Here is a 12,954-nt window from a genome sequence, read left to right on the forward strand (position 1 = left end):
ATAAGAGACAGCTTGGGGGGAGCAGGGGGTGAGGCCTTGGGCGTGTCCTCACAAGCGGACAGGGTCAGCGCCATCACCGCAACGGTCATCGTGGACTTGAACGTCTTCATCCGCGTCATCCCTTGTCGCCCTTGTTGCCGGGCGGATCAAGTTTCTAGTTGCTCTTCTTCTTGTCGGTGCTCTTCGCGCCCTTCGTGTCGACGAACCGGAACGTCGTCGCCAGGAAGGTGCTCTGGAGGACGACCTTCTCGTTCTTCAGGGTCGCGCCATCGAGCTTGATGTTGTTGACGTTCACGATGCGGCGCATGTTCGCCATCTCCTGCAGGAACATGGCGATCTCGTGGTAGTTGCCGCTCACCGTCATCCGGATGGGGATGCGCGCGAAGAACTCGTTGCCCTCGACGTACTCCTTGCCGGGCTCCACGCGGGCGATCTCCAGACCGGACTTCTTGCCGATGTCGTTGATCTGCGCGAGCAGCTCCTCCATGTCGCGCCGCTCCGGCAGCTCCGTGAGGGCCTCCGCCAGCTTCTGCTCGAGCACGTCCATCTCACGGCGGCGCTCGTTGAGGTTCTGGGCGATCTCGCTCTTCTCCGCGAGCTCCTGGTCCAGCTTCCGGCGCTCCGTCGCGCGGCGGGCGATGTTCTCCTCCGTGGGCTGGATGAAGGAGAAGAAGTTGCCCACGGTCAAGACGACGACGATGGCCGCGAGCCCGCCGAACTTCGCCGCGGGGGGGGCCTTCGCGAGTTGATCCAGGTATTTTTCCATGACAGGGGTCCTTCGCCGCCAATCAGATGGCGTAGTTGGCGGTGAGGGTGAGCTTGAAGTCGACGACCGTCGGCGCGTTGGCAACGGTGGGCTTGGTCTGCACGGCGTTGCTCAGTTCGACGTTGCCGAAGAAGGGCTTGATTTCATTCGCGGAGAACTCCTCCACGACGGCGGTCTCCGTGTTGAAGAGCTCCACGCGCGACGTCTTGCTGGCCGTGCGGCCCTGATCCACCAGGCGCCCCATGCCCTTGGGCGTCCACACCATGCTGCCCAGGCCGCGCATCAGCTCCGCGACCTCGTCGTGGCTGACGGCCGAACCGTCGATGGTGACCTTGTTGGACACCTCCGAGAAGTTCTTGAGCCAGACCTTCTTGGGGATGGACGAGGAGAGCGCGTCCAGCATGCGCACCGGCCCGTTGCGGCCCTTGCGCAGCGTGTCCAGCACCGCGAGCTTCTTCTCCACTTCCGTCTTGCGGGCGTTGATGTTGGTCACCTCGCCGATGACCTTCTCCAGCTCCGCGATCTTCGCGCGCGTCTGGGTGATGCCCTGGTTGGCGCGCTGCAGTTCGCCGTCGCGGTCCGCGTACCAGAAGTAGTTACCCGCCACCGCGGCGATCAGGACCGCGGCGTAGAGGGCCAGGATCTGCTGGCCCATCTCCCGCTTCTTCACCGCCCGGACGGGCAGCAGGTTGATTCGGATCATCATGTTCGTGATTTCCTCGTGGCCAGAGCGGTATCAGCCCAGCTTGTCGCCCGGGCGCCGGAGCGCCAGTCCCACTGCCACCGCGGCCATGGGCGCCACGTCCATGATGAACGCGGGGTCGAACTTGCGGTTGTCCACTTCGATCTTCCGGAACGGGTTGAGGATCTCCACCGGCACGCCGGTACGCGCCTCGATGGTCTTGAACAGGGCGGGGATCTTCGCGGTGCCACCGGACAGGTAGACCTTGGTGAAGTTCGAGTCCGCGGCGGTGCCTGCGTAGAAGTCCAGCGAGCGCTGGATTTCACCGGCCACCTGCTCCGCCACGCTGGAGAGCACGCGCTCCACGTCCTGCGGCACGACGGCGTCCGCGTCCGCGCGGTTGCCGCCGATCTTCAGCGCCTCCGCCTCCTCGTAGGAGACGTTGAGCTGCTTCTGGATCTCCTCGGTGAACTGGTTGCCGCCGATGGTCACGTCACGGGTGAAGACGGTGACGCCGTTGGCGATGATGTTGATGTTCACCACGGAGGCGCCGGCGTTGATGAGGACGACGGTCTCCTTGTCCGGCAGCTCGTAGTTCGTGGAGAACATGTTCTGGACGGCGAACGCGTCCACGTCCACCACCACCGGAGCGAGGCCCGCTTCGGAGACCACGGTGGTGTAGTCGTTGATCATGTCCTTCTTGGCGGCGACGAGCAGCACGTCCATCTGGCCGGTGGCGTCGTTGCCGCCGCCGTCCAGGATCTGCGTGTCGATGTTCACGTCCTTCACGTCGAAGGGGATGTACTGCTCCGCCTCCCACTGGATGCTCTCCTCGAGCTCTTCCTGGCTCATGCGGGGCATCTGGATCTTCTTGATGATGACCGAGTGGCCGGACACGCCGATGGCGACGTCCTTGCCCTTGACCTTCAGCTCGGACATCAGCTCCTGGACGGCCTGGACGATGGCCGTGGAGTTCATCAACGCGCCGTCCACGATGGCCTCGGGAGGCAGCGGCTTCATTCCGAAGCTCTGGAGCGCGTAGCCGACTTCACCGCGCTTGCGCTGCTCCTTGAGCATGATCATCTTGATCGACGTCGACCCGATATCCAGCCCGAGTGCCAGTTTGCCCTTCGCCATGCGTAACTCCATCGGAGAGGGCGCCAGCGTAGCACCGGCTTGATACCCCTCCTAAAAAGTGCTTGGCGCCCGGCCGCCCTGCGGACGGGAGAGCGCCGTGAAAGTCCGCCACGACCGCGCGCCCCCTGGCCCACCATCGCGGAGGCCCGATTTTCCGGCCCCGGCGGCGTTCCGTCAAATGGCGCCGGAGGATTCCTCAAGGGTTGCCCGCCGGGCGTCTCCCCTCCCCTCAGGCCCGGGAGCCCTCCGCGTCCGGATCGATGCCGTACTCCTTGATCTTGTAGAGGAGCGCCCGGTGGCTGATGTCCAACACCTCCGCCGCCCGGGTGCGGTTGCCCTTCGTGCGCCGCAGCGCTGCCCGGATGTAGGACTCCTCCAGTTCCCGGATGGCGCGCTTGAGTGACAGGTCGCTCCCGGCCTGTAGCGGCGCAGCCGTCCCGGCCGGGGCGGGTGCGGAAGCCGCCCACAGCTTTTCCGGAAGGCTGCCAGGCGCGACGTGGGTGCCTTCCGCGAGCAGCACCGCGCGCTCCATGGCGTTCTCCAGTTCGCGCACGTTGCCCGGCCAGGAGTAGGCCGTCATCAGGGCCTCCGCCTCCGGGGTCAATCCCTCCACCGGTGGCTCGCGGTTGAGGTCGCGGTTGAAGCGCTGGATGAAGGCGTGGGCGAGCAGCGGGATGTCCTCGCGGCGCTCGCGCAGGGGCGGCAGGGTGAGGTTCACGACGTTGAGGCGGTAATAGAGGTCCTCGCGGAAGTCGCCCTGGGTCACCAGCTTGCCCAGGTCGCGCAGCGTGGCGGCCACCACGCGCACGTCCACGCGCTCCACGCGGCTTTCGCCCACCGGGCGGATCTCCCCCTCCTGCAGCACGCGCAAGAGCTTCACCTGCGCGCCCAGGGGCAGTTCGCCCACCTCGTCGAGGAAGAGCGTGCCGCCGTCGGCCTCCGCGAACAGGCCCCGGCGGGCGGTACGCGCGTCGGTGAAGGCGCCCTTCGCGTGGCCGAACAGCTCGCTCTCCAGCAGGCCGTGGGGGATGGCGCCGCAGTTGACGGCGACGAAGGGCATGGCGGCGCGGCGGCTCTTTCCGTGCAGCTCGCGCGCGATGAGCTCCTTGCCCGTGCCGCTCTCCCCGGAGATGAGCACCGTGGTGTCCACGGGCGCCACGCGCGCCACCTGCTTGAGCACCGCATGGAGCGAGGCGCTGTGCCCCAGGATGTGGCCCCCGGAGGCGCCGGGGAGCCGGGCCTCGTGCAGCCGGCGGTTCTCGCGGACCAGCCGCTCGCGCTCCTCCGCCTTGCGCAGGACGAGGACGATCTCCTCCGGCTTGAAGGGCTTCTGGACGTAGTCGTAGGCGCCCGCCTGCACTGCCTCCAGCGCCTGCTCCTGGGAGCCGTACGCGCTCATCACCACCACGGTGAGGCCCGGTTGCTCCGCGAGCGCCGCCCGGAGCACCGACAGCCCGTCGCGCTTGGGCATGCGCACGTCCGTCACCAGGACGTCATACGCGCGAGTGGACAGCTCGCGCAGGGCCTCGTCCCCGTCGGCGACGGCGCGCACGTCATAGCCCTTGTCGGTGAGCACCAGGGTGAGGATGTGGCGGATGGACGGCTCGTCGTCGGCGACGAGGATGGTGCGGAAGAGGGGCATGGGGGATGCCCATCATATGCCGTCCGGCCCCGCCGTCAGGCCGCTGGCAGCGACAGCCGGAAGCACGCGCCGCCGCCCGCTCCGTCGCGCGCGTCCAGCCGGCCGCCCATGCCCTGGGCCAGATTCAGGGACACCGCGAGTCCCAGGCCCGTGCCCTGCCGGCCCTTGGTGGTGAAGAACGGCTCGAAGAGGCGCGCGCGCACCTCCGGCGACAGGCCCGGGCCGCTGTCCTCCACCTCCACGAGCAGCAGCGCGTCCTCACGCCGGGTGGAGATGCGCACGCGCCCCTCGCCCCCCATGGCCTGGGCCGCGTTGAGCAGCAGGTTGATGAGGATCTGCGACAGCGGGCCTGGATCCGCGCGGGCCAACAGGCCGGGCGTCACCTCCAGGGTCACGTCCACCCGGTCCAGCTCCGGCCCGGCGCGCACCAGCCGCACGCACGTCTCCACCACCTGCCCCACGTCCACCGGCCCGGGCTGGGTGCTGGCCGGACGCCCCAGGTCCAGGAGCCCCCGCACGATGCGGTCGATGCGGAGCACCTCGTGGTCGATGCGCTCCAGGAAGTCCTTCAGCTCCGGCCCCTGCGCCCTGGAGCGCGCCAGGGAGAGGTAGCCCAGGATGCCCGCCAGCGGATTGCCCACCTCGTGCGCCACGCCCGCGGCCAGCTTTCCCACCGTGGCCAGCCGCTCGGAGGCGACGAGCTCCGTCTGCGCCCGCGCGAGCCGGGCGTTGGCCTCGCGCAGTGCCTCCAGTTGCGCGCGCGTGAGGCCCTGCTCCTGGCGCAGCGCCTCCGCCATGCGCCGAAGCTCGCGCTGGATGCGCGACAGGAATGGCCCGCCCTGCTCGGGAAGTGGCACGTCCAGTTGCAGCCGGCCCAGCTGCTCCACGGACTTCTCCATGGCGCGCAGAGGGCGGCCCACCGCCAGGTCCAGCACGCCATAGGCCAGGACCGTCAGCACCAGCAGATCCAGGCCCAGCGCCAGCGGCAGGAAGGCGCGGATCCGCGCCAGGCTCTCCATGTCCAGCGACCCCGGCAGCGCCAGCCTTCGCGCCGTGTCCAGCAGGCGGATGAGCACCGGCTGCAGGGTCAGCCACGACAGCCCCGTGGACAGCGAGCCCAGGAGGAACGCCACGCTGGCGATGCGCCACTTCATCCCCGCACCGGCGCGGGGTTCTTCACCGCGTCCCCCCGAGCATCAGCGCCACGTCCAGGGGCAGCACGCGCGCGAGCAAGGGCCCCAGGAGCATCACCTCCAACCCCGCCAGGGCCAGCCACGGGCCGAAGGGGATGTTGGTGGGCCCGGGGACCCACTCCTCCTCCTCACCCGTTTCGTCCAGCTGCGCGTCCGGGATGGGCTGGAAGAGCAGGCACCAGGGGACGAGCACGACCCGCTTCCACAGGGGCAGGCCGGGCTTCGTGAAGTCCCACGTCATCGTGGGCTCGGGCTCCCCTTCTTCCACCTTCGGGGCTTCCGCCGGAGCCGCCTCGGACGGGGTGAGAGGCGCGTCGGCCTGGGGATCCTGGGGAGCCTGGGGGGGAGCGGCAGGCGTGGCTTCCGCCTCCGGCGCGCCGCGAGGGCCCGCCCTTCCCGTGAGGACCAGGAGCGCCACGCCCACGATGGAGCCCTGCAGCGACGAGAAGAAGAGGATGCCCAACAGCGCGTGCCAGCCCAGGAACGCGCCCAGCAGCGCGACGAGGAACTTGTCCCCGCCGCCCAGCGCCTCGCGCTTGAAGGCGCGCCAGCCCACGTACTCCATCAGCCGGAAGCCGAGGAAGCCCACCGCCGCGCCCAGCACCGCCTGCCCCACCGCGCCCTCGCCCTGGGGAATGGCCAGCAGCACGCCGGCCGCGATGCCCGGCAGCGTCAGGGAGAACGGGAGGATCCAATGTTCCAGGTCGATGAAGGTGAGCGGCACCAGCAGGAACACCAGCACCAGCGCGGGCACCAGCTCATAGGTCCAGTCGAAGCGCTTGAGGCACGCGAGGAACAACAGCCCCGTGAGCAGCTCCACCAGGACGTAGCGCGGGGAGATGGGCATGCCGCAGCCGCGGCACTTCCCGCGCAGCCCCAGCCACGACAGGACGGGGATGTTCTCGTACCAGGCGAGCACGTGCCCGCACTTCGGGCAGCGGGAGCCGGGCCGCACGATGCTCAGGCCCTCCGGCACCCGCGCGATGACGACATTGAGGAACGAGCCGAAACACAGGCCGAGGATGAACAGGAAGAGGATGAAGAGGGGCTCGGCCCAGCCCGGCGCGTAGGTGAACGTCACGGAGCCGGAATCCTACCCGCCGCTTCCGGAGCTGGCGACTGCGCGATGGAGGACGAAAACCGTCAGCGTCAGTGACAAAAATTGGCAGGCCTACGGGTGATCCATCCCCTGCCCAGCCCGCCTGCCCTGGGAATCCCGGGGGTTGGGCGGATTGTTCGGCGTGGCACTCTTCGTGCTAAGAGTTCCCGCGTCGTTCAACCCCCCTCTGCCCACTGCGGAGTCCCCAATCATGATGAACCGTCTCTTCCGGAAGAAGGGTGGCTTCACCCTCATCGAGCTGATGATCGTGGTCGCCATCATCGGCATCCTGGCCGCCATCGCCATCCCGAACTTCATGCGCTTCCAGGCGAAGTCGAAGCAGTCGGAGGCGAAGACCAACCTGAAGGCCCTGTACACCTCCCAGAAGGCGTACTTCGGCGAGAAGGACACGTACATCATCGACTTCAAGAAGCTGGGTTTCACGCCTGAGGCCGGCAACCGCTACAGCTACGGCCTGGCCGACTGCTCTGAGCCGGCGGCGGTTGCTGACCGCCTGTACACCACCGGCTGCATCGGCCAGGACATCGCCCGCTTCAAGAACAAGCCGTCCTCGGGCACCCAGGCGCTCACCGCCGGCGTGATTCCCGGTGTCGCGAGCTGCCCCTCCTGCGATTTCAACGCGACGGCCTTCGGTAACGTCGACAACGACGACAACGCCGACACGTGGGGCATCACCTCCGCGGCGACCACCGTCGCCCTGGCGGACGTCTGCGGCAACGACCAGGACGCCGTCTCCGGTGGCGAGCCCGGCAACGCGTACAACGACGTCAGCTGCCCGTGATGTCACTGGCTTCCGTCTGAACGAGGAGGCATGATCAGCACGCGGGGTCTCCGGGATCACTCCGGGGACCCCGTGGCGTTTCGTGGAGCCCATGCGCAAGCTGCCTGCCCTGCTGTTGCCCGCCGCCCTGCTCTGCGTCGTGTTGCTGGCGGCCCCACCTACCCCGACGCTCCGGGTGAACGACCGGCCGCTCCTGCCGCGCCCCGGGCTGCTGCGCGCTGTCTTCAGGGGACAGCTGGGGCTGGTGACCGACTACTTCTGGATCCTCACCCTCAACCGCATCGGCAGATCCAGGACCCCTACGGACTACCGGGACGTCTACGCCTACGCGGACCTGGCGACGGACCTGGATCCCAAGTTCGCGACGGTCTACTGGTTCGCGGGGACGACCATCCCCATCCACCTGGGACGTGAGCAGTACGCCAACGTGGAGGAGTCCACGAAGCTGCTGCGCAAGGGGACCCGGAACGTGCCGGAGAACTCGCGTACGTGGTTCCAGCTTGCCTACAACCTGATGTTCTTCCACCGCGAGTACAAGGAAGCGGCGGACATCATCACGGAGCTGTCGCGCCGGAGGGATGCGCCGGCCTGGTACTCGGCGCTGGCCACGCGGCTGTATGCCCAGGCCGGCGATTTCGACACAGGCCTGTCCCTGGCGGTGATGATGCGCGACGGCGCCGAGGACGAAGAGACGCGCCAGACCTACGACCGCCGCGTCCGGGAAATCCTCCAGGAGCGCGTGCTCCAGCAGTTGGACGCGGAGGTGGAGCGCTACCGCACCCGGCACGGCCGCGCTCCCGCCACCTTGGAAGCACTGGTGGAGGATGGAGGGATGACCCGGCTGCCAGCGGATCCGTTGGGTGGCCGCTTCTTCATTGGAGACGGCGGCCGGGTGTACTCCTCGGCCTCGGAGTTCCGCCTGCAAGTCATCTACGATGAGCGCACCGCCGACGGAAAGCGGATCCGCCCCAACGCCCACCCGGAGGGCACGAGTTCCAATGCAGACACCACACCCTGAAGCCCTTCCCATCCAGGCCCAGGGGCTGTCCAAGACGTACAAGGTCGGCTTCTGGCTCAACCGCACCGTGCGGGCGCTCCAGGGCCTGGATCTCCAGGTGGGCCCCGGACAGATCTACGGCCTGCTCGGTCCCAACGGTGCAGGCAAGTCCACCACCATCAAGATCCTGATGAACCTGGTGCGGCCCAGTGGCGGCACCGCGCTCTTGTACGGGCAGCCGGTGGACCACGCGGCCACCCGGCGGCTGGTGGGCTTCCTGCCGGAGAACCCGGCGCCCTACGAGTACCTCACCGGGCGGGAGTTCGTGACGCTGGCGGGACAGTTGTCCGGCTTGAGCGGCCAGGACCTGGACCGGCGGGTGACGGAGGTGATGGGCGCGGTGGAGATGGCGGGCGCGGAGAAGCTGCAGATCCGCCGCTACTCCAAGGGCATGGTGCAGCGCGTGGCGCTGGCGCAGGCGCTGGTGGGACGGCCGAAGCTGCTCATCCTGGACGAGCCGACGAGCGGCCTGGATCCGCTGGGCCGCCGGCAGATGCGCGACCTCATCCTCGCCGAGCGGGACCACGGCACGACGGTGCTGTTCTGCAGCCACATCATCCCGGACGTGGAGGCCCTGTGTGACCGCCTGGCGGTGCTGGTGGGCGGGCGGCGCGTGCGCGAAGGCAGCGTGCAGGAGCTGGTGTCCGCGCAGGTGCCCACCGTGGAGATGGTGGTGGAGAACCTGCCCCTGGAGAAGGTGAAGGAGCTGGGCGTGACGCTGGAGTCCGCGCAGGCCCTGGACGGGCGCGTGCTCCTGCAGGTGTCGGACGCGGACAGCCAGCGGCTCCTGGGCGGGGTGCTGGGCGCGGGCGGGCGGGTGAACCGCATCCAGCCGGCGCGGTTCTCGCTGGAGCAGCTGTTCATGGACGCATTGAAGAACTCGGGCCGCGCGACGAGCGTGGGCGGGGAGATCAACACGTGAGCGCGTTCAGCGCGATGATGTGGAACGGTTTTCGCGAGGCGCGCCGCAACCGCGTGACGGTGGTGGTGGGCGTGTTCGCGGTCATCGTCCTGTTGTCCTCCACGCTGGTGACGGAGGTGACGGTCACCACCTTCGACCGCGTGCTGACCGACTTCGGCCTGGGGATGATGAGCCTCATCCTGGCCTTCCTCGCCATCTTCCTGTCGTGCGGCCTGCTGAGCCGGGAGATTGAGCGGCGCACCATCTTCCTCATGGTGAGCAAGCCGGTGTCGCGCACGCAGTTCCTCCTGGCGCGCCTGGCGGGCACCATGCTGACGCTGGGCGTGGTGCTGGTGGCGATGACGCTCATCTTCCTGAGCCAGCTGCTGCTGTTCCGCACGCCCATCCACTCCACGCACCTGGTGGCGGCCGGGGCGATGTGGTTCGAGCTGCTCGTGCTCAGCAGCGCGGGCATCCTCTTCTCCAGCTTCTGCGGCCCCGCGGTGTCCTCCATCTGCACGACGGGCCTGTACTTCGCCGGGCACCTGGCGGGGGACCTGTATGAAATCTCCAGCTACTCGGAGAGCCAGCTGGTCCGCTGGATGGGCCGCATCATCTTCTACATGCTGCCCAACCTGGAGCGGATGAACTTCAAGCCCCAGGCCACGTACGCGCTGCCCGTCGACGCGACCACCCTGCTGTCCGCGGTGGGCTACGGGACGGCGTGGGCCGCGGTCTTCACCGCGCTGGCCATGTTCATCTTCGAGCGGCGCGACTTCCGCTGAAGCTCACGGCCCGGGCTGCGCGGTGGACGGCGCGGACCGGGCCGCCGCCAGCGCCCGGCGCGCGGCCTCCAGGTCCGGCTTGAGGCGGAGCGCCTCCGTGAGGGCGGCCTCGGCCTCGCGGGGCCGGCCCAGCTGCAACAGCGTGCGGCCCAGCTCCAGGTGCGAGTCCGCGCGGGCGGGCTCCAGTTGGAGGGCCTCCCGGAAGCGCGCCACCGCCGCGTCCAACTGCCCTGCCCTGCGCAGCGTCAGGCCCAGGTTGTGGCGCGGGGTGGCGCTCCGGGGCTTGAGCCGGATGGCCGCCTCCAGCTGTCGCACGGCGTCCTGGAAGCGCCCGGTCATCGCGTAGGCGACGGCCAGGTCGCTGCGCACGCGGTAGTTCCCGGGCAGCGCCGCCGCGGCGGTCTCCAGGTGGGGCACCGCTTCCGGTGCGCGCCGCACGTTCAGGTAGGCCGCGCCCAGCCACGCATGGGCTGACGGACGCTCGGGGACCTGCTCCACGGTTGTCTCCCACAGGGACACCTCGTCGTGCCACACGGGGATGCGCAAGAGCGTCAGCAGGGCGAAGGATGCCAGCACCCCACCAGAAGCGAGCGTCAGCGCGCGGGCGCTCGCGGGCCAGCGCTCGAGCAGGGCCCGCAGCCCCACCGCCACGAGCAGCACGAACCCCACCGAGGGCAGGTAGAGGTAGCGCTCCGCGTAGGCCTCCACGCCGCGCGACTGGAGGGCCAGGACGGGCAGCAGGGGCACGGCCAGCCAGAACAGCCCCGTCACGACCGCGCCCTGGCGCCTTCGCACCGCCCAGCCCAGCAGCAGCAGGAAGCCCATCACGCACAATCCCCCCAGAAGCACCGCGGGCTCCCACGGGGAGCGCACCCATGACGCGGGAGGCACCGCCACCAGCGGGTGCGGCCAGAGGAGCTTGCCTCCGAACCGCGTCACCAGCGCCAGCGCGTCCGCCAGGCTCGCGCCTCCATTCGACAGCCGTCGCGGATCCGCGGGCGCGGCCAGCCCCAGCGCGCTCAGCCGGAGAGCGGCGTACACCGCCAGCGCCACGGCCAGGGGGCCATGACGCCGCAGCCGCTCCCGGAACCCCACCGGTGCCGTGCCAGTGCCCCACTCAAGGACAACGAGCAGCACCGGCAGCACGATGGCCGTCTCCTTGAGGAGCAGCCCCCCAAGCCACGCCAGCGCGGCCAGCCACGCGCGCGGGGACGACACGGGGCCCGGCACGAGCAACCGCGCCGTGATCAGCAGCGCGAGGCAGGCGCTCAAGTCCATCCAGCCGCTCACCCACACCACCGCCTCCGTGTGGACCGGATGCAGGGCGAAGAGGAGCGCTCCCGCGAAGGCCGCCCACCCGGACACGTCCTCCCCGCCCTCGCCGCGCAGGCAGGTCCGCAGCAGCCGCCACACCAGGACGGACGCGCCCGCGTGCGCAAGGATGAGCAGCAGGTGGTAGCCCCAGGGGGCGGTCCCGAAGACGGCCCGCAGCAGCCAGAACGTCACGTGCGCGAGCGGCCGGTAGTAGCCCGAGCCCAGCCCCGAGTCCGCGCCGTCGTCGACGAAGCCGAAGAGGGAGTGGCTGAACGCGGCGCGGAGCCCGTCCACGGAGCGCAGCCAGGGGTTCTCCAGGAGCAGGGGAACGTCGTCGTAGACGAAGCCATTCGCGAGCGCCGGAACGTGGACGAGCAGCGCCGCGAGGACCACCCAGAGGACCTGGAGGGAGGCGCGCGGAGGCGGACCGTGGAAGGGAGTGGAGGCCATGGGTCGAAAGGAGGTGGACCCTACCACCGACCCACTCCGCTCCCGCCCCTGGCCGGGGGGCCGGTGGGTCATCCTCCGGGCACCCGCGCCACACGCCCGCTGGCCTGCCAGGTTCGTGTCCCCTCGGCGCTCCGGGGCATCGGGTATCGTGGCCCCAGCCTCCGTGGGAGCCTCCTTCTTGATCCCTTCCGTGCCTTCCGCCCCTCCCCTCTCCCACGCCGCCGGGCCTTCGCGCGAAGGACTCCAGGCCGTGGCCGTGGTGCTCGCGGCGCTCGCCGTGTACGCGCCGGCACTGACGGGCGGACTGGTCTACGACGACTACGTGCTCGTGGAGGCCAACCCGTGGATCCGCTCGGCGGCGGCGCTGGGGGACATCTTCACCCAGCAACTCTTCGGCTTCGTTCCCAGCGCCTCCGCGAGCGCCGCGTTCTACCGGCCGATGACCCACGTGCTGCTCCTGGCCGTGCACGGCGTGGCGGGCACCGCGCCCTGGGGCTACCACCTGATGTCCCTGCTGCTGCACACGGTCGCGTCGCTGCTCGTCTGGGTCCTGGCCCGGCGCGTGCTGGACGGACAGCGGCCGGGGGCTGGCCTGGTCGCGGGGCTGCTCTTCGCCGTCCACCCGGTGCACGTGGAAGCGGTGGCGTGGGTGAGCGCGGTCATGGACGTGGCCGCCACGACCGCGGGCCTGGGCATGCTGGCGTGCGTGGCCATCCGGCCGCTGCGGCCCGTGCGCGCGGTGGCGGGGGCGGGATTGTGGCTGGTGGCGCTCCTCTTCAAGGAGGTCTCCGCCGTGCTGCCCGGCATGCTGCTCGCCTGGGAGCTGGTGGACCGCGCGCCGCCTTCCGCTGAACACAAGCGCGAGTGGGCCTGGCGTTACGGGCCGCTGGTGCTCGCCGGCACCGTCTATCTGGCGCTGCGGCTGCACGCCGTGGGCGGCGCCATGGTGAATTCGGGGTGGGCTTCAGTGCCTCCCGGTCTCGCGCTGTTCAATGCGCTGCCGCTGCTCGCGGAACACGCGCGGCTGCTCGTCCTGCCCTCGGGCCTGAGCGTGCTGCACCCCTTCGAGCTCGTCACCTCGCTCACGGCAGTCCGGGCGTGGGTGGGCCTGGGGGTCGCGCTGGGC

General features: G+C 69.6%; 11 protein-coding genes and 1 pseudogene. 5 read left to right on the forward strand and 7 right to left on the reverse strand.

The annotated features are described in order from the left end of the window. Positions 1-154 precede the first annotated feature (154 nt). The 6 genes from D7V77_RS34375 to D7V77_RS34400 form a co-directional block, all read right to left on the reverse strand. On the reverse strand, positions 155-766 hold the full coding sequence (locus D7V77_RS34375; RefSeq protein ID WP_120580498.1) for a type 4a pilus biogenesis protein PilO: 612 nt from the start codon (positions 764-766) through the stop codon (positions 155-157). Between the two features lie 22 nt (positions 767-788). Further along, complete coding sequence (locus tag D7V77_RS34380; RefSeq protein WP_120580499.1) at positions 789-1,472, reverse strand: PilN domain-containing protein; 684 nt, start codon at positions 1,470-1,472, stop codon at positions 789-791. Between the two features lie 30 nt (positions 1,473-1,502). Beyond that, the gene (gene pilM, locus D7V77_RS34385; RefSeq protein ID WP_014399064.1) at positions 1,503-2,585 is read right to left on the reverse strand and encodes a type IV pilus assembly protein PilM; all 1,083 of its coding nucleotides are present in this window, start codon (positions 2,583-2,585) and stop codon (positions 1,503-1,505) included. 229 nt (positions 2,586-2,814) lie between these two features. Further along, a complete protein-coding gene (locus D7V77_RS34390) occupies positions 2,815-4,227 on the reverse strand; it encodes a sigma-54 dependent transcriptional regulator (RefSeq protein ID WP_120580500.1) in 1,413 nt (470 codons plus the stop codon). Between the two features lie 35 nt (positions 4,228-4,262). Further along, entirely contained in the window at positions 4,263-5,381 is a 1,119-nt protein-coding gene (locus tag D7V77_RS34395; RefSeq protein WP_120580501.1) for a sensor histidine kinase, read from the reverse strand. 22 nt (positions 5,382-5,403) lie between these two features. Beyond that, positions 5,404-6,501, reverse strand: a complete 1,098-nt coding sequence (locus D7V77_RS34400; RefSeq protein ID WP_120580502.1) for an A24 family peptidase — start codon at positions 6,499-6,501, stop codon at positions 5,404-5,406. A gap of 229 nt (positions 6,502-6,730) precedes the next feature. On the opposite strand from D7V77_RS34400, the gene D7V77_RS34405 reads away from it, so the two are divergent. From D7V77_RS34405 to D7V77_RS34420, 4 genes are all read left to right on the forward strand, one after another. After that, positions 6,731-7,321: a prepilin-type N-terminal cleavage/methylation domain-containing protein gene (locus tag D7V77_RS34405; protein WP_120580503.1), complete on the forward strand. Its 591-nt coding sequence runs from the start codon at positions 6,731-6,733 to the stop codon at positions 7,319-7,321. A 91-nt stretch (positions 7,322-7,412) separates the two neighbouring features. Further along, the gene (locus D7V77_RS34410) at positions 7,413-8,339 is read left to right on the forward strand and encodes a pilus assembly protein PilG (protein WP_120580504.1); all 927 of its coding nucleotides are present in this window, start codon (positions 7,413-7,415) and stop codon (positions 8,337-8,339) included. Next, positions 8,320-9,300, forward strand: coding sequence for an ABC transporter ATP-binding protein (locus D7V77_RS34415; protein WP_120580505.1), 981 nt, complete (start codon positions 8,320-8,322; stop codon positions 9,298-9,300). Before D7V77_RS34410 ends, D7V77_RS34415 begins: the two co-directional genes overlap by 20 nt. Beyond that, on the forward strand, positions 9,297-10,064 hold the full coding sequence (locus D7V77_RS34420) for an ABC transporter permease (protein WP_120580506.1): 768 nt from the start codon (positions 9,297-9,299) through the stop codon (positions 10,062-10,064). Before D7V77_RS34415 ends, D7V77_RS34420 begins: the two co-directional genes overlap by 4 nt. A gap of 3 nt (positions 10,065-10,067) precedes the next feature. Here D7V77_RS34420 and D7V77_RS45825 read toward each other — a convergent pair whose 3' ends face one another. Further along, positions 10,068-11,828: a tetratricopeptide repeat protein gene (locus D7V77_RS45825; RefSeq protein ID WP_120580507.1), complete on the reverse strand. Its 1,761-nt coding sequence runs from the start codon at positions 11,826-11,828 to the stop codon at positions 10,068-10,070. A 190-nt stretch (positions 11,829-12,018) separates the two neighbouring features. Between D7V77_RS45825 and D7V77_RS34430 the strand changes: the two are divergent. Then, a pseudogene (locus D7V77_RS34430) lies at positions 12,019-12,954 on the forward strand (hypothetical protein); the annotation flags it as partial.

It is taken from the genome of Corallococcus sp. CA041A (assembly GCF_003612075.1).
Taxonomy (GTDB): domain Bacteria; phylum Myxococcota; class Myxococcia; order Myxococcales; family Myxococcaceae; genus Corallococcus; species Corallococcus exiguus.